This window comes from Burkholderia lata (genome assembly GCF_000012945.1).
Classification (GTDB): domain Bacteria; phylum Pseudomonadota; class Gammaproteobacteria; order Burkholderiales; family Burkholderiaceae; genus Burkholderia; species Burkholderia lata.
Genome location: NC_007510.1, coordinates 235,513 through 261,538, shown reverse-complemented (window position 1 = coordinate 261,538; position 26,026 = coordinate 235,513). Strand labels below are relative to the sequence as shown.

Annotated in this window: 27 protein-coding genes and 1 tRNA gene; 13 read left to right on the top strand and 15 right to left on the bottom strand. The window is 67.5% G+C overall.

The features are described 5' to 3' along the window. Positions 1-4: 4 nt before the first annotated feature. Genes BCEP18194_RS07070 through BCEP18194_RS07060 form a run of 3 tightly spaced genes read left to right on the top strand, consistent with a single transcriptional unit; the run spans position 5 to position 3,054 of the window. Positions 5-703, top strand: coding sequence for an ABC transporter ATP-binding protein (locus BCEP18194_RS07070; protein WP_011350637.1), 699 nt, complete (start codon positions 5-7; stop codon positions 701-703). 21 nt (positions 704-724) lie between these two features. After that, complete coding sequence (locus BCEP18194_RS07065; protein WP_011350636.1) at positions 725-1,879, top strand: ABC transporter permease; 1,155 nt, start codon at positions 725-727, stop codon at positions 1,877-1,879. 8 nt (positions 1,880-1,887) lie between these two features. Beyond that, positions 1,888-3,054: an ABC transporter permease gene (locus BCEP18194_RS07060; RefSeq protein WP_011350635.1), complete on the top strand. Its 1,167-nt coding sequence runs from the start codon at positions 1,888-1,890 to the stop codon at positions 3,052-3,054. A gap of 16 nt (positions 3,055-3,070) precedes the next feature. Here the strand turns inward: BCEP18194_RS07060 and BCEP18194_RS07055 are convergent, their stop codons facing one another. Both BCEP18194_RS07055 and BCEP18194_RS07050 read right to left on the bottom strand, forming a co-directional pair. After that, the gene (locus BCEP18194_RS07055) at positions 3,071-4,402 is read right to left on the bottom strand and encodes a carotenoid oxygenase family protein (RefSeq protein WP_011350634.1); all 1,332 of its coding nucleotides are present in this window, start codon (positions 4,400-4,402) and stop codon (positions 3,071-3,073) included. Between the two features lie 17 nt (positions 4,403-4,419). Beyond that, the gene (locus tag BCEP18194_RS07050; RefSeq protein WP_011350633.1) at positions 4,420-5,046 is read right to left on the bottom strand and encodes a DUF2239 family protein; all 627 of its coding nucleotides are present in this window, start codon (positions 5,044-5,046) and stop codon (positions 4,420-4,422) included. A 305-nt stretch (positions 5,047-5,351) separates the two neighbouring features. Between BCEP18194_RS07050 and BCEP18194_RS07045 the strand changes: the two genes are divergently transcribed. The 3 genes from BCEP18194_RS07045 (at position 5,352) to BCEP18194_RS07035 (ending at position 8,590) form a co-directional block, all read left to right on the top strand. Next, positions 5,352-6,692, top strand: coding sequence for an MFS transporter (locus BCEP18194_RS07045; protein ID WP_011350632.1), 1,341 nt, complete (start codon positions 5,352-5,354; stop codon positions 6,690-6,692). A 62-nt stretch (positions 6,693-6,754) separates the two neighbouring features. Then, entirely contained in the window at positions 6,755-8,152 is a 1,398-nt protein-coding gene (locus BCEP18194_RS07040) for an enolase C-terminal domain-like protein (protein ID WP_011350631.1), read from the top strand. 126 nt (positions 8,153-8,278) lie between these two features. Next, complete coding sequence (locus tag BCEP18194_RS07035; protein ID WP_011350630.1) at positions 8,279-8,590, top strand: hypothetical protein; 312 nt, start codon at positions 8,279-8,281, stop codon at positions 8,588-8,590. A 112-nt stretch (positions 8,591-8,702) separates the two neighbouring features. Here the strand turns inward: BCEP18194_RS07035 and BCEP18194_RS07030 are convergent. From BCEP18194_RS07030 to BCEP18194_RS07010, 5 genes are all read right to left on the bottom strand, one after another. Continuing rightward, positions 8,703-8,778, bottom strand: a tRNA-Ala gene (locus tag BCEP18194_RS07030). Positions 8,779-8,844: 66 nt separating this feature from the next. Next, a complete protein-coding gene (locus tag BCEP18194_RS07025) occupies positions 8,845-9,192 on the bottom strand; it encodes a c-type cytochrome (RefSeq protein WP_423752853.1) in 348 nt (115 codons plus the stop codon). Positions 9,193-9,203: 11 nt separating this feature from the next. Continuing rightward, the gene (locus tag BCEP18194_RS07020; RefSeq protein WP_011350628.1) at positions 9,204-10,001 is read right to left on the bottom strand and encodes a BON domain-containing protein; all 798 of its coding nucleotides are present in this window, start codon (positions 9,999-10,001) and stop codon (positions 9,204-9,206) included. Between the two features lie 17 nt (positions 10,002-10,018). Continuing rightward, positions 10,019-10,603, bottom strand: coding sequence for an SIS domain-containing protein (locus BCEP18194_RS07015; RefSeq protein ID WP_011350627.1), 585 nt, complete (start codon positions 10,601-10,603; stop codon positions 10,019-10,021). A gap of 126 nt (positions 10,604-10,729) precedes the next feature. After that, a complete protein-coding gene (locus tag BCEP18194_RS07010) occupies positions 10,730-11,158 on the bottom strand; it encodes a YraN family protein (RefSeq protein WP_041492719.1) in 429 nt (142 codons plus the stop codon). A gap of 46 nt (positions 11,159-11,204) precedes the next feature. On the opposite strand from BCEP18194_RS07010, the gene rsmI reads away from it, so the two are divergent. After that, positions 11,205-12,086 carry a 16S rRNA (cytidine(1402)-2'-O)-methyltransferase gene (gene rsmI / locus BCEP18194_RS07005; RefSeq protein ID WP_011350625.1) on the top strand — a complete coding sequence of 294 codons (882 nt, stop codon included), beginning with the start codon at positions 11,205-11,207 and terminating at the stop codon, positions 12,084-12,086. A gap of 108 nt (positions 12,087-12,194) precedes the next feature. Here the strand turns inward: rsmI and BCEP18194_RS07000 are convergent, their stop codons facing one another. Continuing rightward, on the bottom strand, positions 12,195-12,803 hold the full coding sequence (locus BCEP18194_RS07000) for a septal ring lytic transglycosylase RlpA family protein (protein ID WP_041492997.1): 609 nt from the start codon (positions 12,801-12,803) through the stop codon (positions 12,195-12,197). Between the two features lie 656 nt (positions 12,804-13,459). Here BCEP18194_RS07000 and BCEP18194_RS06995 point away from each other — a divergent pair. From BCEP18194_RS06995 to BCEP18194_RS06985, 3 genes are all read left to right on the top strand, one after another. Further along, the gene (locus BCEP18194_RS06995) at positions 13,460-14,104 is read left to right on the top strand and encodes an MBL fold metallo-hydrolase (RefSeq protein ID WP_041492718.1); all 645 of its coding nucleotides are present in this window, start codon (positions 13,460-13,462) and stop codon (positions 14,102-14,104) included. Beyond that, the gene (locus BCEP18194_RS06990) at positions 14,101-14,760 is read left to right on the top strand and encodes an exonuclease (protein WP_011350622.1); all 660 of its coding nucleotides are present in this window, start codon (positions 14,101-14,103) and stop codon (positions 14,758-14,760) included. Before BCEP18194_RS06995 ends, BCEP18194_RS06990 begins: the two co-directional genes overlap by 4 nt. A gap of 79 nt (positions 14,761-14,839) precedes the next feature. Then, positions 14,840-15,310, top strand: a complete 471-nt coding sequence (locus BCEP18194_RS06985) for an Lrp/AsnC family transcriptional regulator (protein WP_006477376.1) — start codon at positions 14,840-14,842, stop codon at positions 15,308-15,310. Between the two features lie 42 nt (positions 15,311-15,352). Here BCEP18194_RS06985 and BCEP18194_RS06980 read toward each other — a convergent pair whose 3' ends face one another. The 3 genes from BCEP18194_RS06980 to BCEP18194_RS06970 all read right to left on the bottom strand — a co-directional run bounded on the left by BCEP18194_RS06980 (position 15,353) and on the right by BCEP18194_RS06970 (position 18,070). After that, on the bottom strand, positions 15,353-16,510 hold the full coding sequence (locus BCEP18194_RS06980; RefSeq protein WP_011350621.1) for a cation diffusion facilitator family transporter: 1,158 nt from the start codon (positions 16,508-16,510) through the stop codon (positions 15,353-15,355). A 241-nt stretch (positions 16,511-16,751) separates the two neighbouring features. Next, positions 16,752-17,045, bottom strand: a complete 294-nt coding sequence (locus BCEP18194_RS06975; RefSeq protein WP_011350620.1) for an H-NS family nucleoid-associated regulatory protein — start codon at positions 17,043-17,045, stop codon at positions 16,752-16,754. A gap of 365 nt (positions 17,046-17,410) precedes the next feature. After that, positions 17,411-18,070 (bottom strand): HugZ family protein, encoded by a 660-nt coding sequence (locus BCEP18194_RS06970; protein ID WP_011350619.1) that lies wholly within the window; start codon positions 18,068-18,070, stop codon positions 17,411-17,413. A 230-nt stretch (positions 18,071-18,300) separates the two neighbouring features. Here BCEP18194_RS06970 and BCEP18194_RS06965 point away from each other — a divergent pair, with 230 nt between their 5' ends. Continuing rightward, positions 18,301-19,530, top strand: a complete 1,230-nt coding sequence (locus BCEP18194_RS06965) for an MFS transporter (RefSeq protein WP_011350618.1) — start codon at positions 18,301-18,303, stop codon at positions 19,528-19,530. Between the two features lie 88 nt (positions 19,531-19,618). Here BCEP18194_RS06965 and BCEP18194_RS06960 read toward each other — a convergent pair whose 3' ends face one another. Then, positions 19,619-20,761, bottom strand: coding sequence for a branched-chain amino acid ABC transporter substrate-binding protein (locus BCEP18194_RS06960; RefSeq protein WP_011350617.1), 1,143 nt, complete (start codon positions 20,759-20,761; stop codon positions 19,619-19,621). A 416-nt stretch (positions 20,762-21,177) separates the two neighbouring features. Then, positions 21,178-22,257 (bottom strand): NAD(P)H-dependent flavin oxidoreductase, encoded by a 1,080-nt coding sequence (locus tag BCEP18194_RS06955; RefSeq protein WP_011350616.1) that lies wholly within the window; start codon positions 22,255-22,257, stop codon positions 21,178-21,180. A 223-nt stretch (positions 22,258-22,480) separates the two neighbouring features. On the opposite strand from BCEP18194_RS06955, the gene BCEP18194_RS06950 reads away from it, so the two are divergent. Further along, positions 22,481-23,173 carry a dienelactone hydrolase family protein gene (locus BCEP18194_RS06950; RefSeq protein WP_011350615.1) on the top strand — a complete coding sequence of 231 codons (693 nt, stop codon included), beginning with the start codon at positions 22,481-22,483 and terminating at the stop codon, positions 23,171-23,173. A gap of 81 nt (positions 23,174-23,254) precedes the next feature. After that, positions 23,255-24,733 carry an amidase gene (locus BCEP18194_RS06945; RefSeq protein WP_011350614.1) on the top strand — a complete coding sequence of 493 codons (1,479 nt, stop codon included), beginning with the start codon at positions 23,255-23,257 and terminating at the stop codon, positions 24,731-24,733. Between the two features lie 89 nt (positions 24,734-24,822). Here BCEP18194_RS06945 and metF read toward each other — a convergent pair whose 3' ends face one another. Together metF and BCEP18194_RS06935 are read right to left on the bottom strand one after the other, a co-directional pair. Next, on the bottom strand, positions 24,823-25,653 hold the full coding sequence (metF, locus tag BCEP18194_RS06940; protein ID WP_011350613.1) for a methylenetetrahydrofolate reductase [NAD(P)H]: 831 nt from the start codon (positions 25,651-25,653) through the stop codon (positions 24,823-24,825). Between the two features lie 12 nt (positions 25,654-25,665). After that, positions 25,666-26,019, bottom strand: a complete 354-nt coding sequence (locus BCEP18194_RS06935; RefSeq protein ID WP_006477367.1) for a phage holin family protein — start codon at positions 26,017-26,019, stop codon at positions 25,666-25,668. Positions 26,020-26,026 lie beyond the last annotated feature (7 nt).

The following is a 26,026-nucleotide window of genomic DNA, read 5'->3' as shown; positions in this document are numbered from 1 at the left end:
ACGCGTGAACGACGCCCCGCCGCCCCTCGTCGAGATCAGCCACGTCGCGAAGTCGTACCGGCGCGGCAACCAGATCGTGCCCGTGCTGACCGACATCACGCTCGACATCGGCGAAGGCGACTTCGTCGCGCTGATGGGGCCGTCCGGCTCCGGCAAGAGCACGCTGCTGAACCTGGTGGCCGGCATCGACCGGCCCGACAGCGGCGAGCTGCGCGTGGGCGGCCTCGACATCTCGCTGCTCGCGGAGGCACAACTGGCCGAATGGCGCGCGGCGAACGTCGGCTTCATCTTCCAGTTCTACAACCTGATGCCGGTGCTCACCGCGTTCGAGAACGTCGAGCTGCCGCTGATGCTCACGCACCTGTCGCGCCGCGAGCGGCGCGAGCGCGTCGAGCTCGTGCTCGACATGGTGAACCTCGGCGACCGGACGAGCCATTACCCGTCCGAGCTGTCGGGCGGCCAGCAGCAGCGCGTCGCGATTGCGCGCGCACTGATCACCGATCCCGTCTTGATCGTCGCCGACGAGCCGACCGGCGACCTCGACCGCGCGTCGGCCACCGACGTGCTCGCGATGCTGCAGCGGATGAACGCCGAGCTCGGCAAGACGATCATCATGGTGACCCACGACGCGCACGCGGCCGGCGCCGCGCGCTCGCTCGTGCATCTGGAAAAAGGGGAGCTGATCGATGGGCACGCCGGCTGACCGGCTGCGGGAGCGCGCGCGATGTATGTGCTGAAGCTGATCGCGCGCAACGCGCTGCGGCACCGGCTGCGCACGCTGCTGACCGTGCTCGGGCTCACCATCGCCGTGCTCGCGTTCGGGCTGCTGCACACCGTGGTCGACGCGTGGTACGCGGGCGCCGCCGCCGCGTCCAGCGGGCGGCTCGTCACGCGCAACGCGATCTCGCTCGTGTTTCCGCTGCCCGTGAGCTACGAGAACCGGATTCGCGGCGTCGACGGCGTGACGGCCGTGGTTCGCTCGAACTGGTTCGGCGGCATCTACCGCGATCCGAAGAACTTCTTCGCGAGCTTCGCGGTATCGGACAACTATCTCGACCTGTACCCGGAATACATCGTCCCGGACCAGCAGCGCGCCGACTACAACCGCGACCGGCGCGGCTGCCTCGTCGGGCGCCAGCTCGCGACGCAATTCGGCTTCAAGATCGGCGACGTGATCCCGCTGAAGGGGACGATCTATCCGGGCACGTGGGATTTCGTCGTGCGCGGGATCTTCGACGGCCGCGACGACTCGACGATCACGCGCCAGCTGGTATTCCACTGGGACTACCTGAACGAGACGGTGCGCCAGCGCACGCCGAAGCAGGCCGACCAGGTCGGCGTATTCGTGCTCGGCGTCGCGAACCCCGACGACGGCGCGTCGATCGCGCGCAACGTCGACGCGGTGTTCAAGAACTCGCTCGCCGAGACGCTGACCGAGACCGAGCAGGCGTTCCAGCTCGGCTTCGTCGCGATGTCGAACCAGATCATCGCGGCGATCCGCGTCGTGTCGTACGTGGTGATCCTGATCATCATGGCCGTGATGGCCAACGCGATGGCGATGAGCGCGCGCGAACGCACGGCCGAATACGCGACGCTGAAGGCGCTCGGTTTCGGCCCCGGCTTTCTCGCGCTGATCGTGTTCGGCGAATCGGTCGTGATCGCGGTGGCCGGCGGCGGGCTCGGGATCCTCGCGACGCCGCCCGCCGCGAGCCTGTTCAAGCAGGCGGCAGGCGGCATCTTCCCGGTGTTCAAGGTGTCGACCGAGACGGTCGTGCTGCAGGCCGCGTGCTCGGTCGCGGTCGGCTTCGCGGCGGCGATCGTGCCGGCGTGGCAGGCGGCGCGCGTGCGCGTGGTCGAAGGCCTCAGGGCAATCGGTTAGGTTTGCACATGGCGATCCCGCTCAACTACATCGCGCGCAACCTGTGGACCCGGCGGCTCACCACCGCGCTGACCGCCGGCGGGATGGCGCTCGTGATCTTCGTGTTCGCGACCGTGCAGATGCTCGACGCGGGGCTCACGAAGACGCTCGTGTCGACCGGCGAGCCCGACAACGCGGTGGTGATCCGCAAGGGCGCCGAAACCGAGATCCAGAGCTCGATCGACCACCAGCAGGCCAATGCGCTCGAGATGCACCCGGCCGTCGCGCTCGGCCCCGACGGCCGGCCGCTCGTGTCGAAGGAAGCGGTCGTGCTGATCTCGCTGGTGAAGACCTCGTCCGGCAAGCCGTCGAACGTCGTGATCCGCGGCGTGTCGCCGGCCGGCCTCGCGCTGCGCCCGCACGTGAAGCTCGTCGGGGGCCGCATGTTCACGCCCGGCTCGTCGGAAATCATCGTCGGCAGCGCGATCGCGAAAGGGTTCAGCGGCACGCAGCTCGGCGACAGCCTGCATTTCGCGCAGCGCGACTGGACCATCGTCGGCATCTTCGACGCGGGCGGCAGCGGCTTCGATTCGGAGATCTGGGGCGACGTCGACCAGCTGATGCAGTCGTTCCGGCGCACCAGCTATTCGTCGATGGTGCTGCGCATCCCGAGCGCCGACGGCTTCGCACGCTTCAAGGCCGACATCGACGTCGACCCGCGGCTCACCGACGAGGCGAAACGCGAGCAGACCTTCTACGGCGACCAGTCGAAGGCGCTGTCGACGTTCATCAACATCCTCGGCATCACGCTGTCGACGATCTTCTCGATCGCCGCGATGATCGGCGCGATGATCACGATGTATGCGTCGGTCGCGAACCGCGTCGCCGAGATCGGCACGCTGCGCGCGCTCGGCTTCAAGCGCCTGAACGTGCTCGCCGCGTTCCTGCTGGAAGCGCTGCTGCTCGGCTTCGTCGGCGGCGTCGCGGGGCTCGCGTGTGCGTCGCTGATGCAGTTCGCGTCGTTCTCGACGACCAACTTCCAGACCTTCGCGGACCTGTCGTTCCGCTTCGTGCTGACGCCCGCGATCGTCGTGAAGACGCTGCTGTTCTCGCTCGTGATGGGGCTGGTCGGCGGGTTCCTGCCGGCGATGCGCGCCGCGCGGCTGAAGATCGTCGACGCGCTGCGCGCACAGTGACGCGCCGCCCCGCCGCTCAGTGCTCGCGCGGCACCCACGCGCCGTGGAACCCGGCCGGCACGCGGCGCGGCAGGTGCACGGTCGCGACCGGCCCCGCGTCGATCGCCCGCGCATCGAGGATCACGACGTCGCTCGTATCCGTCGCCGCGCGGTAGACCACCACCAGCAGCCAGCCGTCGTCCTCGTCGACGCCGCCCGGGCGCGGCACGAACACCGGCTCGCTGTTCTGGTCGCCGGGCGGCAACGCGTAGCGCGTGGTCGTGCCGCTCGCGTGGTCGAAGCGCATCACGCCGCGCATTTCCGCGTTGTTCGGCTGCTCGACCGCATACAGGTAGCGGTAGCGGCGCCCCGTCCGGCTTTCGTTGATGCGCGGCATCTCGATGCCGCCATCGGCGAGCGGCCCTTCGTCGATCAGCCCGTTCGCCGTATCGATCACGTAGCGCCACAGCTCGCCGACCGGGTTGTCGGCGAAGCGGCCCGTGCCCGCGTCGAGCCGCAGGAACGACGGATAGCGCACCGCATCGAGCACGATGCACGACGCGTCGCAGTCGTACGCGTTCACGACGTGCAGGATGAAACACGGCTCGACGCCGAACCAGCGCACCGCGCCGCCATGACGCGGGATCACGCCGATGCGTGCGGGCCGGTCGTCGTGCCAGCGTAGCGGCATCCGGTGGCCCAGCTTCAGCAGCGAGAAGTCGTAGCCGACGTTCAGGTCGAGCAGCAGGCTGCGGGTTTCGGTGATCGCGAGGTCGTGCATCATCGACGGCGCGCTCAGGTCGATCTCGAGATCGACGCGCTGCACGCCCTGCGCATCGGCGACACCGTAGCGCAGCCACGGTGCGCGCCAGTCCGCGCGGAACGCGATCAGCTCGCCGGTCACCGGATCGACCTTCGGATGCGCGGTCATCCCGCCGCCGAGGCCTGCGTGCCGCGCCGGTATGCCGAGCGAATCGAGCGCGGCCGTGATCGCGAACGGCGCGCCGCCCTCCGACAGCGCGAGCAATTCGCCGGCATGCTGCAGCACGTTCACGTTCGGGTTGGTGTCGGGCAGCTGCGATGCCGCTTCAGGTGCGTGCACGGCGGCCCAGCGCTGCGTGCGCGCCCAGCGGTTCCGGTAGCCGGTCGCGCGGCCGCCTTCGAACGCGATCGCGTGCAGCATCGCGGCTTCCGGCCACCACGACAGCATGTCGCTCCCTTCGAAGCGGCCGCCCGGCGGATTCGGGCCGTTGCGCAGCAACGTGCCGGCGAGTTCGTGCGGGATGGCGCCGGTCACGCGCAGGTCGACGAGATCAATCTCGTCGGCGACCGGCGCGATCGCGCCGCGGTTCAGATCGAGTGCGGTCATGACGTCCGATGCTCCTTTCAGCAGTCTTCGGTGGACGGCGGCAGCTCGCCGCGCGCCAGCGCGAGCGCATGGTCGCGCACGTCGTCCGGCCAGCCGGCGATCAGCTCGGCGAGCCGCGCCAGGTCGTTCGCATACAGCGCGCGCGCGGCCTCCTCGAAACCGGGCAGGTCGCCCGCCATCGCCGACATGAAGTGGTACGCACGCGCCTGCGCGTCGCGGAGCCGATCGGCTTCCGCGTGGGTGCGCCGTGCGTCCTCGACGAGCTTGCGCAACGCGACCGACGCGCCGCCCGGCTGCGTGGCAAGCCATTCCCAGTGACGCGGCAGCAGCGTGACCTCGCGCGACACGACGCCGAGCTTCGGCCGGCCGCGGCCGCGTTGTTCGCCCGCGCCGGCCGGCTCACCGGCGGCACCGGCTGCGTCGCCCGACGGCGGCGCGTAGCGCGCGTGGATCTCGTCTGCCGTGCCGCGCAGGTCGAGGTCGATCGAGCGGCCCGTCGCATCGTCGAAGATCAGGATCGTGCCGGGCATCGCATCGCCGGCAGCCCGCCGGACCGCGAGCGCGACCGTCGCGAGCGGGCCCGACGTGAGGCGCCGGTGGCCGTCGAACGCCGTGTAGGAAGGAAGCAGTGTGGTGGTGGTCATCGTGATCGCCCGCAGGCTGGAATCAGAATGTCGCTATTTTTATCCGGGTATAAATTGAATGTCAATATCATCCGGGTAAAAATACGACAGCGACAGCGGCGCGGCCCCCGCCTGATCGATTCAATTGCTGAATCGATCAAGTCAGCAATTGGCATGAAAGCGCAAATTTCGACATGACAGAATGGCCAGGACGCCCTGCCCACGGGCAACGGTGTCCGGCCTCCGGCCGGCAGCACCCACACGAATGGCGCGCACCGACGCGCCTGCCGCACGACGGCACCTTCCGCCCTTCGGAGGAGACAGTCATGAATCCGCTTCAAGCGCTGCCGGCGTCCGCGTCGGCAACGGCCCGGCGCACCCGCGTGCGCTGGCTGGTGCTGGCCGTCCTGTTCGCGGTCACGACGATCAACTACGCGGATCGCGCGGCGATCGCGATCGCGGGCCCCAGCCTCGCCCGCGCGCTGCACCTGAGCCACGTGCAGATCGGCTTCATCTTCTCCGCGTTCGGCTGGTCGTACGTGGTCGCGCAACTGCCGGGCGGCTGGCTGCTCGACCGCTACGGGTCGCGCATCGTCTATGCGTTCAGCATCTTCTTCTGGTCGCTGTTCACGCTGCTGCAGGGCTCGATCGGCTTCTTCGGCGGCGCGGCCGCGTTCGCGCTGCTGTTCGGGCTGCGCTTCCTCGTCGGCGCGGCCGAAGCGCCGTCGTTCCCGGCCAACAGCCGGATCGTGTCCGCGTGGTTCCCGGCCGCCGAACGCGGCACCGCGTCGGCGATCTTCAACGCCGCGCAGTACGCGGCGACCGTCGTGTTCGCGCCGCTGATGGGCTGGCTCGTGCACGCGTTCGGCTGGCAATCCGTGTTCGCGGTGATGGGCGTGCTCGGCTTCGCGTTCGTCCTGGTGTGGAACCGCACGATGTACGACCCGAAGGACCATCCGAACATCAACCGCGCGGAACTCGACTACCTCGCCGAAGGCGGCGCGCTCGTCAACATCGACCAGGCGACGGGCGGACGCGACGGCGGCCCGTCGATGCGCCACGTGAAGGCACTGCTGAAGAGCCGGATGCTGATCGGCGTATACGTCGCGCAGTACTGCATCAACGCGCTCACCTATTTCTTCATCACGTGGTTTCCCGTCTATCTCGTGCAGGCGCGCGGGATGTCGATCCTCAACGCGGGCCTCGTCGCGTCGATCCCGGCCGTGTGCGGGTTCCTCGGCGGGATTCTCGGCGGCGTCGTGTCCGACGGGCTGCTCAAGCAGGGCCGCTCGCTGTCGGTCGCGCGCAAGGTGCCGATCGTGTTCGGCATGCTGCTGTCGATGTCGATGATCGTCTGCAACTACACCGATTCGCACGTACTCGTCGTGCTGTTCATGGCGCTGTCGTTCTTCGGCAAGGGGCTCGGCGCGCTCGGCTGGGCCGTCAACGCCGACACCGCGCCGCGCCAGATCGCGGGCCTGAGCGGCGCGCTGCTCAACACGTGCGGCAACCTCTCCAGCATCACGACGCCGATCGCGATCGGCTACATCGTCGACCGCAGCGGCTCGTTCAACGGCGCGCTGGTCTATGTGGTCGCGCACGCGCTCGTCGCCGTGATCTGCTACCTGTTCGTCGTCGGCGAGATCCGCCGCGTCGAGCTTCAATGAACGGCGCGGGCCGCACCGGCGCAGCCGGCGGCCCGTGCATCACCGGAACCAGGAGCGAACCGATGTCCGAATCCCGCCGTGACGGCACCCCGCGCGTCACGCGCATGCAGGTGATTCCCGTCGCCGGCCGCGACAGCATGCTGCTCAACCTGTGCGGCGCGCACGCACCGTACTTCACGCGCAACCTCGTGATCCTCGACGACAGCAGCGGACACACGGGCGTCGGCGAAGTGCCGGGCGGCGAAGGCATCCGCCACGCGCTCGAGCGCATGACGGATCTCGTGGTCGGCCAGTCGATCGGGCGCTACCAGGCGACGCTCAACGCAGTGCGCGCGGCGCTGTCCGGCGCGGGTCCGGGTGCGGGCCGCACGATCCGCCACGAGGTGACGTCGGCCGGCGAAGCAGCGGTGCTGCGCCAGCCGCACGAGATCAACCTGCGGCTCGACAACGTGATCACCGCGATCGAGGCGGCGCTGCTCGACCTGCTCGGCCAGCATCTCGACGTGCCGGTCGCGGCGCTGCTCGGCGAAGGGCAGCAGCGCGACGCGGTGCCGATGCTCGCTTATCTGTTCTATATCGGCGATCGCGGCCGCACCGACCTGCCGTATCGCGACGAGGCGCAGGCACGCACCCCGTGGTTCCGGCTGCGTAACGAGGAAGCGCTCACGCCGGCCGCGATCGCTCGGCAGGCCGAGGCCGCGGTCGATCGCTACGGCTTCGCCGATTTCAAGCTGAAGGGCGGCGTGATGGCCGGTGCCGACGAGATGGAAGCGATCGCCGCGATCAAGGCGTGCTTCCCCGACGCACGCGCGACGCTCGACCCGAACGGCGCATGGTCGCTCGACGAAGCCGTCGCGCTGTGCCGCGGACAAGGCCACCTGCTCGCGTATGCGGAGGATCCGTGCGGGCCGGAAGGTGGCTATTCGGGCCGCGAGGTGATGGCCGAATTCCGCCGCGCGACGGGAATCCCGACCGCGACCAACATGATCGCGACCGACTGGCGGCAGATGGACCACGCGGTGCGGCTGCAGGCGGTCGACATCCCGCTCGCCGACCCGCATTTCTGGACGATGCAGGGGTCGGTGCGGCTCGCGCAGCTGTGCCGCGACTGGGGGCTCACGTGGGGTTCGCACTCGAACAACCACTTCGACGTGTCGCTCGCGATGTTCACGCACGCGGCGGCAGCCGCACCCGGCACGATCACCGCGATCGACACGCACTGGATCTGGCAGGAAGGCGATGCGCGGCTCACGCGCGAGCCGCTGAAGATCGTCGGCGGCCAGGTGGCCGTGCCGGAGCGGCCGGGGCTCGGGATCGAGCTCGACATGGCGCAGGTCGAGGCCGCGCATGCGTTGTACAAGGAGGTCGGCGGTACGGCGCGCGACGACGCGGTCGCGATGCGCTATCTCGTGCCGGGGTGGACTTACGATCCTAAGCGGCCGAGTTTCGGGCGAGGGTGAGGGTCGCGGCGGGTAGCGGCGGGTGGTTGCCAAACGCGGAAAACGCCCGCATCCTGCCGGCTGCCTGAATCGGCCTGCAAGGCGAACGGTTCGGCGGCCCGTCCATCCGAAAGAATAGCGCTCGCCATGACGTCTCCCGATTCGACACCGCGACAGATCATCGTCCTCATCCTGTATTCGGTGCTGAGCCTGCCCGCGAGCATGAGCGTCGCCGGTTATGTCGCGACCCTGATCACGCGGAACGTGTCGAACTTCGAAGGCGGTGCCGGCTACGCGGCGCTCTGGTGGATCATCCTGCTGACCTGCGCGTTCTCCGTGCTGTCGATCGTCATCGCCGTGCTGCTGCGGAAAAGAACGGCGATTCTCGTGGTCATCACGGTGGCGTTTGCCGCGCTGTCGGTGCCGACGTTCAAGCTCGCGCACGAACTACTGACCTGACCAGCCACCAGCTATCCCGCTGCGTCAAACGCGGCGCGCGGGCACGGCCTGCCGTTGTGAACCCACAAAAACAAAAGGGCCCGATCTCGCGATCGAGCCCTTCGAATTTCGTTGGTGGAGCGGAGGAGGATCGAACTCCCGACCTTCGCATTGCGAACGCGACGCTCTCCCAGCTGAGCTACCGCCCCAACAGACAACCATCATACACACGCGTTTCTGCGCTTGGCAATAGGGGTTGAATCACCCCTGAAACCTTACTTTGACGGCGCGCCAGCCAGCACCCATTCGACCACCGAACGCACGTCGGCGTCGCTCATGCGCGGGTGCGCGGGCATCGGAATGGCGCCCCAGACGCCGGAGCCGCCCTCCTTCACCTTCTTCGACAGCTTGGCCACGGCCTGCGGATCAGCCTTGTAACGGGCGGCGATATCCTTGAACGACGGGCCGACGAGCTTGCGGTCGACCGCATGGCAGCCCATGCACGCGTTGCCGCGCGCAACCTTCAGGCCATCGCCGACATCCGCGTGCGCGACGCCCAGCGTGCCGACCACGAGCGCCGCAGCCGCGGCGCCCTGCACCATCCACTGTTTCATCTGCTTCATCTGCCTGTTCTTCATTGCGACGGGGCCTTCGGGTTGCCCGGGTGTACGTTCGACGAATTCGAGATCGGTGCGGGCGGCTGCAGCGGCGTGGACTGCACCGACGCGTCGGGCACGGCGCCCACCGTCGCGGTATCCGCCGGCGCGGCGGCCTGCGCACCGGACGCGCCGTTCGCGGGCGATGCGTCCTGCAGCGCCTGCGCATCCTGCGGCTTCACGTACTGGAACACCTTCACGACCTTCTCGACGCCCGGCACCTGGCTGGCGGCTTCCGCGCCGCGATTGCCCTCGTCGACCGTCACGAGCCCCATCAGGTAAAGGTTGCCGCGTTCGCTGACGACCTTGTAGTAGTTCGACGAGATGCCCTTCGTCGCGATCAGCTCGGACTTCACGCGCCCTTCGAGGTACGAGTCGTTCGCGCGCGACGACAGCGACGACGCCGGCTCGACCGACAGTTCGTTGACGATGCCGTTCACGTTGTTGATGCCGCGTACGATTTCCTCGGCGCGCTGCTTCGATGCATCGTTCGGCACTTCACCCGTCAGCAGCACGCGGCGGTTGAACACCGTCACGTTGACGTGCGACTGGTCGGGCAGCCCGTTGTTGATCTGCGTGAGCGACTTGACCTGGATCTCGCGATCCTCCGTCTGTGCGCCGAGCGTACGGCGATCGGTCGCGATCAGCGCACCGCCGCCGGCCGCTGCGCCCACGACCCCGAGCACACAACCTTGCAGCGACACGGCGAGGCCCGCCGTCAGCGCAGCGAGCAGCGTGGTTCTGACGAGCGTCTGTTTGACGCGGCTTTGATTCATCGACGGCTCTCCTTCGTTCAATCCTCACCCAGCAGCATCGCGTCGATGCCGTCGCACAGGCAGTGGATGGTCAGCAGATGGACTTCGTGGATGCGCGCCGCGCGAACGGCGGGCACGCTGATCGGAATATCGGTATCGGACAGCGCAGCCGCGACCGCATGGCCGTCGCCGCCCGTCAGCGCGACGACGGTCATCTCGCGCTCGTGCGCTTCGTCGATCGCCGCCAGCACGCGCGGCGACGCGCCGGCCGGATCGAGCACCAGCAGGATGTCGCCGGTCTGGCCGAGCACGCGCACCTGTTGCGCGAACAGTTGTTCGGCGGACACCGCGCCCGCGAGGCCGCCCTGCGACGCATCGGTGGCCAGCGCGATCGCGGGCAGGCCCGGGCGCTCGCGCTCGAAGCCGCCGACGAGCGACACGGCGAGGTAGTGCGCGGCGGCGGCCGACGGGCCGTCACCGCAGGCGACGATCTTGTTGCCGTTCGCCAGCGCGGCGAACATCGCGTCGACCGCGGCTGCGATCGGCAGCGACAGCGCGTCGGCCGCTTCGGCGTGAAGCGCGGCGCTGTCGCGGAAATGTTGCTGAATACGTTCGACTGACATCGATTCCTGGTGAACTGGGCGCGTGGCACGCATCGCGCGACATCGTGGGTGCGGCGAGTTTACCGTACTCCGGCACCCTCTCCGGGGGTCCGGCACGAACTCTTTACATCTCGTCACAGCTCGCGGCTACGCATCGTCGGCACGAAATGCGTCGCGCAGCCACGCGAGCTGCCCGGCCTCGAACGCGACGACGTCGAAGCGGCACGCGGCACCGGCGCCGTGCCGCGCCCAGAACTGCAGCGCGGCCGCCACCAGGCGCCGCCGCTTGCGCCAGCCCACGCTCGCGGCCGCGCCGCCATGCCGGGCGCTGCGCCGCGCGCGCACCTCGACGAACACGAGCATGCCGTCGGGCTCGCGCATCACGAGATCGAGCTCGCCGCCGCGCATCGTCACGTTCGCCGCGACGAACACAAGGCCGCGGCGCTCGAGAAACTGCCGCGCACGCTGCTCGAACGCCGCGCCGACCGGTTTGGATCGCGCCGCACCGGAAAAGTTGTCGCCCGCACGCGGCAAACCGCGCCCGTCGCCCGGCCGGGCCGGCGCCGCGTGGCACAATGCCGTCCTTGTTCCGCTTGCGCCGCGATTGCGCGCATTGCCTGCCATGACTGCCCTCCTCGAACTCGCGCACACGCAGCACTACCCGGACGCCGCCCTCTACGTGGTCGCCACGCCGATCGGCAACACCGCCGACATCACGCTGCGCGCGCTGCACGTACTCGGCCTCGCCGACCGCATCGCGGCCGAAGACACCCGCAACACGGGCCAGTTGCTCGCCCGCTACGGGATCTCGAAACCGCTCGTCGCCGTGCACGAGCACAACGAACGCGAAGCCGCGCAACGCGTGATCGAACTGCTGCGCGGCGGCGAACGCGTGGCGTACGTATCGGACGCCGGCACGCCCGGCATCTCGGACCCTGGCGCGCGGCTCGTCGATGCAGTGCGCGCCGCCGGCTTCGCGGTGATCCCGCTGCCGGGCGCGAGCGCGGCGGTGACCGCGCTGAGCGTGGCCGGCGACTGGGCCGGCGCGTTCACGTTCGCGGGCTTCCTGCCGCCGAAGACCAAGCAGCGCGCGACCGCGCTGCAGGCGCTGGTATCGCACCCGTATGCACTGGTGTTCTACGAGGCACCGCACCGGATCGCCGAAACCGTCGCCGCGCTCGCCGAAGCGTTCGGCCCCGCGCGCCGGCTGCTGATCGCGCGCGAGCTCACCAAGCTACACGAGCAGCTGTTCCAGGGCACCCTGGCCGAAGGACAGACCTGGCTCGCCGGCGATGCGAACCGGCAGCGCGGCGAGTTCGTGCTGGTGGTCGAAGGCGCACCGGCGACGAGCGGCGAAGCCGACGACACCGCCCACGATGCGCTGCTCAAGCTGCTGCTGGAAGAGGTGCCGGTGAAGAGCGCGGCCAAGCTCGCGGCCGCGCTGACGGGCGCGTCGCGCAACACGCTGTATGCGCGAGCGCTGGTGCTGAAGGATGAGAACTGACACGCGAGCGGGCCGGCACCGGGAAACCGGCGCCGGCATCGCGCGGTGCCGGAAAGACAAAGGGCTGCCCGAGGGCAGCCCTTTTGCATGAGCGGTCGATCCGCTGCGTTACTTCGCCGAGATCGACGCGAACATTTCGTCGCGTGCCTCGCGCGCTTCCTGCGGCGACAGCCCTTCGATCTTCACGCGGCCGGTGCCGGCGTGCACGAGGCCGATCAGCTTCGCGGCCGCATACGACAGGTCGAGCACGCGGCCGCGCTTGTACGGCCCGCGATCGTTGACCTTCACGACGACCCACTTGCCGGTCGACGCGTTCGTCACCTTGATGTACGACGACAGCGGCAGCGTGCGGTGCGCGGCGGTGAGCGCGTTCATGTTGAAGCGCTCGCCGTTCGCGGTGCGGCGGCCGTGGAAATCCCGCCCGTACCACGAGGCGCGGCCCGTCTGGCGGAAATCGGATACATCCTTGCCGTCGATCGGCTCGGCGTCCGCCAGCGACGACTTCTTCGCGTCCTTGCTGTCGGCAGCCGGCATCGACGCCAGCGCGGAATCAAAATTCAGCTGCTTGTCGCTATCCGCCTTCGCGGCGGCGGCCGTCTTGTCGACGGCGTTCTTCTGGTTCGCGCTACCGGTGGTCTGGCTGGGTGGCACCGCACAGCCCGTCAGCGCAAAAAACAATGCAATGGTCCCGAATCGACTCGGAAAACGTAAATTCATCGACGTGTCGCCTTCTGGTTCGGGCCGCTCCTTCATCACGCCGATTCACAGCGCAGATATGCGGCCCGGACGGCAAATGCGTGCACGCCCCGCTCGGATACGAGCAGGCGGCTTGCATGGGCGCAGCCTTCGTCTAGGCCGCAACCGTCCTGATTAGTTTTCACGTCTGGCGCAACCTGTCCCCAACAGCCTGACCAGACCCCACATGCCGCCATCGAACATGGCTTCACGTTCGCGCGCGTCGAAACGACCGACTCACAGGAACGGCGGCACAGGCCTCATCCGGCGGCGCGGCAGCAGGGCCGCAGGCGGGCGCGCAGCACCCGGCCGGACAAGACGTGAGCACCGAAAGCTCGGTGCTGGATACACCGCCGGACTCCCCGGCGGCTGATGCTTGACGGTGCCTCCGACGCCCCTTTTTAACGGGGCCGAAACACCAGCGAATGGCGTGAAATTCACGCGCAATGGGGCGCATTATACATAAACCAAAAGGTCAACCCGAAAAGCACCCCCTGCGGACCATTGATTCTCACTATGGCCGTAACAATCGACATGCTCCGGGAATGCCCGGACGCATGCACCGCGACGCGCGTCGGGCGACCGGCAGGCAGCACGCGCGACCGGTACAATCGCTCCTTTTAGCCGCCGGTGCCTCCATGAAAGTCACGCTCATTCCGGTCACGCCGTTCCAGCAGAACTGCTCGCTGCTCGTCTGCGAGAAGACGGGCCGCGCCGCCGTCGTCGATCCGGGCGGCGATCTCGACCGGATCGAACAGGAAGTCGCGCGGCAGAACGTGCAAGTCGAGAAGGTGCTGCTCACGCACGGGCACATCGATCACTGCGCGGGCGCGAAGACGCTCGCGACGCATTACGGCGTGCCGATCGAGGGGCCTCAGGAAGAAGAGCGCTTCTGGATCGAGAAGCTGCCGATGCAAAGCGAACGCTTCGGCTTTCCGGCCGCCGAAACCTTCGAGCCGGATCACTGGCTGAGCGACGGCGACACCGTGCAGTTCGGCGACGAGACGCTCGAGGTCTATCACTGCCCGGGCCACACGCCCGGCCACGTCGTGTTCTTCAGCCGCGCGCATCGCGTCGCGATCGTCGGCGACGTGCTGTTCGCCGGCTCGATCGGCCGTACCGATTTCCCGCGCGGCAATCACGAGGATCTCGTCCGGTCGATCAAGGAGAAGCTGTGGCCGCTCGGCGACGACGTGACGTTCGTGCCGGGCCACGGCCCGGTGTCGACGTTCGGCGACGAGCGCCGCACGAACCCGTTCGTGTCCGATAAGGTATTCGGATGAACCAGACCGCCATCCCGGAAATCTACGTCAGCACCGATGTCGAGGCCGACGGCCCGATTCCTGGCCCGCACTCGATGCTGAGCTTCGCGTCGGCGGCCTACACCGAGGACAAGCAGCTGATCGCGACGTTCTCGGCCAACCTCGAAACGCTACCGGGCGCGCAGGCGCACCCCGTGCAGGAAGCGTGGTGGAAGACCGAGCCCGAAGCATGGGCCGCGTGCCGAAAGGATCTGCAAGCGCCCGAAGCGGCGCTGGTCGCATACGTCGACTGGGTCGAGGCGCTGCCCGGCAAGCCGGTGTTCGTCGCGATGCCGGCCGGCTTCGACTTCACGTTCATGTTCTGGTACATGATGCGCTTCGCCGGACGCTGCCCGTTCTCGTGGTCGGCGCTCGACATCAAGACGCTCGCGTTCGCGATAACGGGCCTGCCGTACCGCAAGGCGATCAAGCCGCGTTTTCCGAAGCACTGGTTCGACGACCATCCGCACACGCACGTCGCGCTGGATGACGCGATCGAGCAAGGCGCGCTGTTCTGCAACATGCTCGCCGACCTGCGCCGCCAGCAGGCCGCGCTCGCAGGCCTCGCAGTGTCGGACACCGATCGGTCGGACGACGCAGGCGCGGGACAAATCCCCACGGATCCGCGAGCAAATTAGCGAATCTCGCTCAACAACGCGACGCCAGATTGCCTTTCCTTTCCCGGCCCTCTAACATTCAGCGTGTTGTAGTTGCCGCATGGAGGCGCAGGTGACGCTCGATTCCTTTTCGCAAAAAATCCTTCGCCTGTTGCAGCTCGACGCGCGCCGCTCGGTCCAGGAAATCTCGGACCAGGTCGGCCTGTCGAGCACGCCGTGCTGGCGCCGCATCAAGGACATGGAACAGTCGGGCGTGATCCAGCGCTACACGGCGCTGCTCGATCGCGAGAAGCTCGGCCTGCACGTCTGCGCACTCGCGCATGTGCACCTGACCCGCCACAACGAAGGCGGCGTCGAGCAGTTCGAGCGCGAGATCGCGACCTGCCCGGAAGTCACCGAGTGCTACAGCACGACCGGCGAAGCCGATTACATCCTCAAGATCGTCGCGCCGGACATCAAGGCCTACGACGTGTTCCTGCACGAACGCATCTTCAAGATCCCCGCCGTGTCGCAGGTGCGCACGAGCGTCGTGCTGCGCGAAATCAAGTTCGACACGCAACTGCCGCTGTAACGCGCGCGCCGGCGGCCCGCCGCCACGCGTGCCCGCGGCCGGTCACGTCTGCGCGGGCATCGTGCGCGTGAAGCCGATCCGGCGCGCGCCGAACTCGCGCTTCAACGCATCGGCGTCGAGCCGGCCGGCCAGCGCCGCATCGGTGTCGTGCGGATCGCAAGCAAGCGTCACGTCGATCTCGAGCCCCGTACTCAGGTAATGCAGGTTGATGGCCGCCGCATGCAGCCCTCGCTGCGCGAGCGCGGCCTCGAGCCGTGCCGCGATCTCGCCGCGCGGCGGCAGCGCGAGCGCCGGACGGCGCGCCGCGTCGTTCTCGGGATCGACGTGGATCAGCGCATCGAGCACGCGCGGGTCGGTCAGCACGCGCGCACGCGCGGTCTCGGCGATGTAGTGCCCTTCGGAGACGGAGATTTTCGGGTCGACGAGGATGTGCGCGTCGACGAGCGCGGCATCGCCCATCTTGCGCGTGCGCAGGTCATGCACGTCACGCACGCCGGGCGTCGCCGCGAGCAGCGCGCGGATCTCGGCCGTATCGGTCGTGTCGAGCGCGCGGTCGGAGAGGTCCTGCAGCGCGTCATAGCCGAACGTCCAGCCCATGCGCGCGACCATGAAGCCGACGATCGCCGCCGCGATCGGGTCGAGCAGCCGCACGCCGGCCAGGCTGCCGACGATGCCGATCGCGACGACGAGCGACGATGCGGCATCCGAACGCGCATGCCACGCGTTCGCGACGAGCATCGCCGAGCGGACGCGCCGCGCTTCGCGCAGCATGTAGCGAAACAGCGCCTCTTTCGACACGAGCACCGTCAGCGCGACGAGCAGCGCGGAAAAATGTACCGCCGGAATGTTTTCGAGATTAACGAGACGGTCGCCGGCCCGCCAGAGCATGCCGACGCCAACCGCAATCAGGATCGCGCCGAGAAACAGCGAGGCGACGGTCTCGTAGCGGCTGTGTCCGTAATTGTGGTCGGCATCCGGCGATGCGCCGCTATGCCGATTCGCAACCAGCACGACAAAATCCGAGATCAAATCGGAAATCGAATGCACACCGTCAGCAATCAATGCCTGCGAATGTGCAATCACGCCGACGACGATCTGAAATGTCGCAAGCACGACATTCAGCACAATACTGACGAACGTGCTCTTGCGTGCAACCGCGTGCTTATCTGCGCTCTGCGCGTCGCCGGAAAACGTGGACATGAAATATTGGATATCGGTGTGCGATACCCAATTCTATCAAGGGCGCCCGGTGAACCCGGCCAATACCCACAAATTTCTTATTTAAATCAACCGCTTATGCGAACGGGTCGTATTTCCATTCACACCGGATTATTACACTTTCATGACAACGCCATGTGCGTGGCGACCGCTGAAAACAAAAAAGCCGCGCTCCTTAACGGACACGCGGCTCTTTTGAAGAGCAGGCAACTTAAACAAACACTTAAATTGCAAACTGTTCGCGGTTCTTGCCCGCGATCCAGCGCGGCGGCTTGCCGCGGCCCGACCACGTCGCGCCCGATTCCGGATCGCGGTATTTCGCGGCAACACCTGCACGCGGACGGCCAACCTTACCTGCCTTCGCGCGGCTGAGACCGAGTTCGGCGAGCGAAAAGCCGTAGTCGGCAATTTTCTGCTTCACGTCATTCAGCACTTCAGCGTATTCACGCGACTTTGCTTCTTCGATTTGCTTCTCCAGCTTCTCCCGCTGGGCCAGCAGGTCCTTGTAAGAAGACATAGTTTCCCTTTCTATCTGACCAATGGCGCCGGTCTGCAGCCAGCTCACCATTCATGAAATATATGTGCCTCGGATTTTCGAAGGCAGAGATTAGCACAAAAAAGATTTGATAGAAGCGAGATTCATGAAAATCCCGAGGTCAATTGAAAATCACGCGTGTCATTTTGACCGGTCGCGGCCTTTTCTCAAATTTTTACGTTCCTACACAGAGATTAGGACATTAGCCATTGGCTATTAGGTCTATCAACATACGCAATTACCCTGCATTCGAAAAATCGAAGCTTTCATCGGACGACAGTTTTACGAAAATCGGATGGCGCAGCTCGCTAAACGGACAAAGTGCGGACAAGTCGGCATCCGCGACGTCACGTCACATCCCGCGCGCATGCAATCAGCCGCTCGTGCAATGCGCCTGCATCGGCTAATGGCGTATCAAACGGCGTACGCACGCGGCGGCCGTCATGTCGCCAGTCGGCGCCGTGGCGATCGACACCGAGCAATTCGAGTCCGTCGCGGCGCGCAGCGCCGGCATCGTACGCGTCCCATAACGCCTGTTCCTCGTCGAACGCGAGCGGCGGCAGCACGTCGAGATGCGTCCCGTCGACCCAGCCCATGCGCCCGAAACCGCCGATATAGCGCAGCCGCTCGACGTCCAGCGCCCAGAACGTGAAATCGCCGAGCGCGAGGTAGCGCGCGGCGTCCGGCTCATAACGACAGTAGCGCGCGGTGACGTGCGGATCGTCGCCGAGCGGCACGAACCGGCCGAGCAGCGTCGCGCGCTCGGCGTTCAGCACGTCGCCGTCGGGCGCGTCGACGACGAGGAAGCCCGCGCGCGGATCGGCGGCCAGATTGCGCGTGTGCTCCGCGAGGCCGCTCACGAGGATCACGGGACGATGGCTTGCATCGGGTGCAAACGGGACGACCGTCGGATACGGGAAACCCTGCGGATCGCGCGAATGGGTGGCGAGCGTGCCGAGCGCGCAGCGGTGCAGCAGATGCAGGGCGAGAGCGGGTTCGATGTTCAAGAGGACTCCTGCGGTGGAAGGGCGGCGCGCGCCAGGCACGCCATGCGCTTCGATGTTACCCGCGGGCGCGGCGCGCCGCGCATCGGTCGAACGGCCTATGCGGTCGAACGCGGGCCACCGGATCATCGCCGGATCATCGTCCGAACGGCCATTGCCCGGCAGGATCGTAAGCGGTTCGATAGAATCGGACGGATCCGACGGGCGCCGCGTGCGTCCGTGCATGACTTTTGATGAGCGTTACCGTGTCCGAATCCTCTTCCCCCGAATCGTCGTCCCCGTTCGCCGCGCCCCCCGACGCGCATCGCGTGCTGTCGCTACCGGCCCGCCAGCGGGCGCGCACGGCGTCGATGGCGCTGTTCTTCGTCGCCGGCATGATGTTCGCGTCGTGGGGCGTGCACGTGCCGACCGTGCGCGACAAGTTCTCGCTGAGCCCCGGGCTGCTGTCGATCGCGCTGTTCGCGGTCGCCGTCGGCTCGATCGCCGCGATGCTGACCATCGCACGCTGGATCGCACGCGTCGGCTCGCGCACCGCGTGCCTCGCGGGCGGGCTCGTGATGTCGGCCTGCGCGGCGCTGATCCTCGTCGTGCCCGACTACCCGATGCTGCTCGCCGTGCTCGCGCTGTTCGGCTTCTCGATGGCGACGCTCGACGTCGCGATGAACGCCGAGGCCAGCGCGGTCGAAATCGCGATCGGCAGGCCGATCATGTCGTCGCTGCACGGCATGTTCAGCATCGGCGGGATGGCAGGCGCGGCCGCCGGTGGCGCGCTGCTGTCGGCCGGCATGGCGCCGGCCGTGCATCTCGCGCTCGCGGCGGGCACCAGCGCGACGGTGCTGGTGGTCGCCAGCCCGGCCGTGCTGCCGCATGTGCCGCATCACGAACACGCGCACGGCGGCGGCAACCGCTGGCGCTCGCCCGCGCTATGGATGCTCGGCGGCATCGCGCTCGTCGCGCTGATCGCCGAGGGCGCGATGTACGACTGGGCGACGGTCTACATGCGCGACGTCGTCGCGGCGAGCCCCGCGCTCGCCAGCGCCGCCTATGCCGCGTTCTCCGGCGGGATGGCCATCGCGCGCTTCGCGGGCGACGCCGTGCGTGCCCGCTTCGGCGCACCGCAGCTCGTGTTCGCGAGCGCGTCGCTCGCCTGCGCGGGGATGATCGGCGCGCTGCTGCTGCCGTATTCGGCCGCGGTGCTGACCGGCTTCACGCTGATGGGCCTCGGCCTCGCGAACATGATGCCGGTGCTGTTCGCGGCCGCCGCACGCGTGAAAGGCATCCACGCGGCCGAAGGGCTCGCGCACGTGGCCGGGCTCGCGTATTTCGGCATGCTGTTCGGTCCGGTCGTGATCGGCGCGGTCGCGCAGGCCGCGAACCTGACGATCGGCCTGTCCGTCGTCGCGCTGTGCGCGGCGCTCGTCGCGGCCGTCGCGCCGAAGGTGCTCGCGCGGCTGAAGATCTGACGGGGCGCGGCAGGCGCCGGCCCAAAAAGAAAGCGCGCCTGCGTTACCGCATGCGCGCTTTCACCCCTTCTGTTGACCGCTTTTCTGGTTACATCTTCACTTCGTCGAGCAGCGACTTCTTGCCGTTCTTGTAGTTGTACAGCGAGATCACGCCGTGCTGCAGGTCGCCCTTCGAGTCGAAGGTCGTCGTGCCGATCACGCCCGAGTAGTTCGTCGTCGGCATCGCGGCGAGGATCTTCGCCGGATCCGTCGAGTTCGCGCGCTTCATCGCATCGACGATGATGTACACGGCGTCATACGTGAACGGTGCGTAGATCTGGATCGGCTGGCCAAAGCGCTTCTCGTACTTCGCCTTGAACGCCGCGCCGCCCGACATCTTCTCGAGCGAAGCACCGGCTTCCGAGCACACCACGTTGTCGGTCGCGTCGCCGGCCAGGTCGGCCAGCTTTTCCGTGCACACGCCGTCGCCCGCGAAGATCTTCGCGCGCAGGCCGAGCTGCTTCGCCTGCTTCGCGAACGGGCCGCCGGTGGCGTCCATGCCGCCGTACATGATCGCGTCCGGATTCTCGCCCTTGATCTTGGTCAGAATCGCGCGGAAGTCGACCGCCTTGTCGTTCGTCGCGTCATGCGACATCACCTTCAGGCCGAGCGCCTTGGCCTTCTTCTCGAACTCGTTCGCGAGACCCTGGCCGTACGCGGTCGAATCGTCGACCACGGCCACGCTCTTGATGCCCTTCGAGTGCGCGTAGTTCGCGAGTGCCGGGCCCTGCTGCGCATCGGTGGCCACCACGCGGTACGTGGTCTTGAAGCCCTGCTGCGTGTAGGCCGGGTTGGTGGCCGACGGCGAGATCTGCACGATGCCCGCATCGCTGTAGATCTTCGAGGCCGGGATCGACGTGCCCGAGTTCAGGTGGCCGACCACCGCGACGACCTTGTCGTCGACGAGCTTCTGCGCAACCTGCGTGGCCTGCCGCGGGTCGGCCGCGTCATCCTGCGGGTCGAGTTGCAGCGTGATTTTCTGGCCGCCGATCGTGAGACCCTTGGCGTTGATCTCCTCGACTGCGAGACGCGCACCGTTTTCGTTGTCCTTGCCCAGGTGTGCAATGCCGCCCGTCAAGGGCGCGACGTGGCCGATCTTGACGACTTGATCGGCGGCCGCGTTGCTTGCAGCTGCAACGCACAGCATCGCCGCGGCGGTGATCGGCAACAGCTTTTGCATCTTGATATTCATATAAGTCTCCAGTTTCGGTCCCAATAAACGCCATCGCCCGGTGCCCCGCTGCCATCCCTGTGTTTGCAATCACTGGACGATTCGCCGGTTGCATCGTTCATGCACTTGGCCTCAAGCACGTGAAAACCGCCGCTTTTAGCAGCCGCCCGTCCGTACTTGCGCGCAAGTGTAGGTGATCAAATTAATTTGTGGGACTTTTTTGGGGTAGTGGTAACACTACCGATATGCGCACTTTGGAATGACTACTCGAATATCGCCGCGAGCCCCGCCGGATAAGGGTTTCCGCTAATTCCAAGCGACTTGGTGAAAGGTCGTTTTAAAACAATCCAAGGGCATTTCGATTCGGTATTTTGTGCCCGTGATCGTTGAATGAAACGCGCGTGACAACGCGCGTTTCGTCGTCCGATATGAACGATTCAGGCAGCTGTCGCACGCCATTCGGCATCGAGCGCGGCAACGAGCTGCGACGTCGTCATCGCATCGCCGCGCCGTCGCGCGAGCGGCGCACCCTGCCCGGCCCACAGCGACAGGTAGTCGCCGTCGTTGGCGCGCGCGGCGGCCTGGCGCAGCGGCTGCGTCAGCGCGTTCTGCACCGGATACGGCGCGGCGTCGGCCACGCGTTCGCCGAGCCGCACCATCAACGTATTGCGCAGCCCGCGCGCGTGGCGGCCGGTGATCGCGCGCGTGACCTGCGTCGACGTATCGGCGCTCGCGAGCAGGCGCGCCTTCCAGTCCGCCGCGATCGCGCTTTCCGTGCAGGTGAGGAACGCGGTGCCGAGCTGCACGCCCTGCGCACCGAGCGCGAGCGCGGCCGCGATCCCGCGGCCGTCCATGATCCCGCCGGCGGCAAGCACCGGCAGGCCGGTCGCGTCGACCAGTTGCGGCACGAGCGCGAACGTGCCGATCAGTGCGTCATCGGCGGAGCCGATGAACGTGCCGCGATGGCCGCCCGCCTCGGCGCCTTGCGCGGACAACGCGTCGGCGCCGGCCGCCTGCCATGCGAGCCCTTCGGCCACGTGCGTCGCCGTGCCGATCACGTAGGTGCCGGCGGCCTTCAGGCGCGCGACGTCGGCTGCATCGAGCACGCCGAACGTGAAGCTCGCAACGGGCACGCGCAACGCCACGAGTGCGTCGAGTTGCGCACGAAAATCAGGCGCATAGCGTGCGGGCGCGGTGCCCGGCGGCAATCCGAGCGCTGCATTCAGCGGATCGATCGCGGCCAATGCGCGGGCGACGGTCGCCGCATCGGGCGTAGCGTCCGGCAGCACGAACAGGTTGACCGCGAACGGGCGATCGGTCGCCGCGCGGACGGCTTCGACCTCGGTCGCGAGACGCTCGGGCGCAAACGCGGCGGCGCCGAGACTGCCGAGCGCGCCGGCATTCGACGCGGCGGCGACCATCGCGGTCGTGGTCGCGCCGACCATCGGCGCCTGCACGAGCGGCAGGCGCAGGCCGAAGCGTTCGGAAAAGGGCGTGGAAAACAGACGGGCAGACATGGCGAATCCTTCGATGACGATGCGCGAAAGCGCTTTGTAAAGGCCGGCACATCGACTCTATCGAAGCAGCGCAGCGCCGAAAAATGAATAATCGAGATCGAAACGATCGCTGCGCGAGAAGCGGGCGCGTGCCCTGCACCGTCACACGATCGGTGGCACACTAGGCCGCCCTCTTTCACCCCGGGGCGCGCATCGCGCACCCCGTTCGCCAGGAGTTCAGAACGTGACTGCCCAATGGATCGACATCCCCGCCGGTAACGACAGCTTCGGCGGCTATCTCGCGCTGCCCAAGCGCGGCACCGGCCCCGCCGTCATCATCATCCAGGAGATCTTCGGCGTGAACTCGCACATCCGCGCGGTCGCCGACCAGTACGCGTCCGACGGCTTCGTCGCGCTCGCGCCGGACGTGTTCTGGCGCACGCAGCCGCGCGTCGAGCTGACCTACGAAGGCGCGGATCGCGACAAGGGCATCGAGCTGATGAAAAAGACCGACGTGGGTCTCGCGGTCGCGGACATCGGCGCGGCAGCCGATGCACTGCGCGCACGCCCCGAAGTGGCCGGCAAGGTCGCCGCGATCGGCTACTGCTTCGGCGGCCAGCTCGCGTACCGCGCGGCGGCGACCGGCAAGATCGACGCGGCCGTGGCCTACTACGGCGGCGGCATCCAGAACGCGCTCGACCTCGCCGGCAAGGTCACGCAGCCGATCCTGTTCCACTACGCGGAAAACGACCACGGCATCCCGCTCACGGCCGTCGACCAGGTGAAGGCCGCATTCGCCGGCCACGACCATGCGTCGTTCCACGTGTACCCGGGCGCCGAGCACGGCTTCAACTGCACGGACCGCGCGTCGTACAACCAGCGCGCGTCGGCGCTCGCGCATGGCCGCACGCTGACCTTCCTCGCCGAGCACCTCTAAAAACGGCCGGCCGCGGGCCCCGCGCACCGGGCCCGCGTTATGCTGCTGTCATCGCCACGGGTCACAACGGGGGTGACTGCGATGCACTCGGACTATCTCGCGCATGACGCGATCGGCCTCGCCACACTGGTACGCGAACGCAAGGCGAGCCCGCGCGAACTGCTCGACGCCGCGATCGGCCAGGCCGAAGCGGTCAACAGTGCGATCAACGCGATCGTGCTGCAGGACTACGAAGCCGCACGCCAGCGTGCGGCCGCCACACCCGACGGCGGCGCCGACGCGCCGTTCGCCGGCGTTCCCTATCTCGTGAAGGATCTCGGCGCGGCGGTCGCCGGGCTGCCGCTGTCGATGGGCAGCCGGCACTACCGGTACTTCGTGCCCGCCGACGATTCGCCGGTGATCGCGCGCAGCCGCGCGGCCGGTCTCAACGTGTTCGGCAAGACCAACACGTCGGAGATCGGCCAGATGCCGTACACGGAACCCGAACTGTTCGGCGCGTGCCGCAACCCGTGGAATCTCGACCACACGCCCGGCGGTTCGAGCGGCGGTGCGGCGGCGGCCGTCGCGGCCGGCATCGTGCCGATCGCGCATGCGTCCGACGGCGGCGGCTCGATCCGCATTCCGGCGTCGTGCTGCGGGCTGTTCGGCCTGAAGCCGAGCCGCAACCCGGTACTCGTCGACCTGCCTTCGAACGGCGAGCTGGTCGTCCAGCATGCGGTCACGCGCAGCGTGCGCGACAGCGCGCTGCTGCTCGACGTGACGACCGGCCAGACCTTGCCGGCCGGCGCGCCCGGCACGTTCCTCGGCGAGCTCGACACGCCGCCCGGCCCGCTGCGGATCGGCCTCGTGCTCGACCCGATGCTTGCGCCGGCGCTCGCCGACGACACGCGCGCGGCGCTCGACGACGCGGCCGCGCTGCTCGAATCGCTCGGCCACCATGTCGAGCCGGCGACGCTGCAAGTCAACTACGCGCGCGCGGCCGAAACCTTCCTCACGCTGTGGGCGACGATCGCCGAGGAGATGGTGCTGGGCGCACGCGCGCTGACCGGCCGCACGCCGAAGCGCGGCGAATTCGAAGCCGCGACGTGGGCGATGGCCGTGGTCGGCCGGCGCCTCGCGCGCACGCGCCTGCCGGACGTGCTCGAATGGCAGCGCCAGCTCACCGTGCAGGTGGCCGGCCTCGTGTCGCGCTACGACGCGATCCTGTGCGCGTCGCTCGCGGGCCCGCCGGTGAAGATCGGCGAGTTGCAGCCGACGCCGTTCGAAACGACGCAGATGAAGGTGCTCGCCGCACTGCCGGTGAAACCGCTGCTGAAGGAAATGCTCGCGAAGTCGTCGGAAAAGGCGTTCACGTGGGCCGGCTGCACCGAGCTGTTCAATCTGACCGGCCAGCCGGCGATGTCGGTGCCGCTCTACTGGAACGCGCGCGGGCTGCCGATCGGCGTGCAGTTCGCCGCGCGTCACGCCGACGACGCGCTGCTGCTCCGGCTCGCCCGGCAGCTCGAACAGGCGCGGCCGTGGTTCGAGCGCCGCCCGCCGCTGATGCAGGCGCAGCGCTGACGCGCGCGGCCGCGCTCCGGAGGTCTCGAAAAAAAAGCCCCGCCGGCATCACCGGCGGGGCTTTTACGCATGCCATCGCGTGAGCGCGCTTACACGACGAGCCGTTCACAGATCGTCCGCGTCGCGGCCGCCGTGTTCAGCGTATAGAAGTGCAGGCCCGGCACGCCCGCGTCGACCAGACGCTGGCACAGGCTCGTGACGACGTCCGCGCCGAACGCACGGATCGACTCGCGATCGTCGCCGAAGCTCTCGAGCCGGCGCGCGACCCAGCGCGGCACTTCGGCGCCGCACATCTCGGAGAAGCGCATCAGCTGCGAGAAGTTCGTGATCGGCATGATGCCCGGCACGATCGGCACGTCCACGCCCAGCTTGCGCGCATCGTCGACGAAGCGGAAATACGCATCGGCGTTGAAGAAGTACTGCGTGATCGCGGAATTCGCGCCGGCTTTCACCTTGCGCGCGAAATTCTCGAGGTCGGCCTTCGGCGAGCGCGCTTGCGGGTGGTACTCCGGATAGCCGGCGACTTCGATGTGGAACCAGTCGCCATGCTCGGCACGGATGAAGCTGACGAGTTCCGACGCATAACGCAGTTCGCCGACTTCGCCCATCCCCGACGGCAGGTCGCCACGCAGCGCGACGATGTGACGGATGCCGTACGAGCGGTACTGGTCGAGGATTGCGCGCAGGCTGTCACGCGACGAACCGATGCACGACAGGTGCGGTGCGGCCTCGAGGCCGTCCTTCTGCATGTCGAGCACCGTATCGAGCGTACCCTGCTGCGTCGAACCGCCGGCGCCGAACGTGCAGGAAACGAATTTCGGCTTCAGCGGCAGCAGCTGCGCACGCGTGGCGCGCAGCTTCTCGACGCCCTCCGCCGTTTTCGGCGGGAAGAATTCAAACGAGAGTTCGATCGGTTTCATGATTCGAAGAGGTCAGCCGATGTCGCGCTGACCGAAGATCAGCGCGGACAGCAGCCACGACACGATGCTGTACAGGATCGAACCGAAGAACGCGGACCAGAAGCCCGACACCTCGAAGCCCTTCAGCAGCGACGACGCGAACCAGAAGCACAACGCGTTCACGACCAGGATGAACACCCCGAGCGTGACGATCGTGACGGGCAGCGTCAGCAGGATCAGCACCGGGCGGATCACCGTGTTGATCAGGCCGAGCACGACCGCGATGATCAGCGCCGTGCCGAAGCTCTTGATGTGGATCGACGGCACGAGGTACGTGATGATCAGCAGCGCGAGCGCGTTGATGACCCAGGTGAGGATGACGCTCATGGAGTGC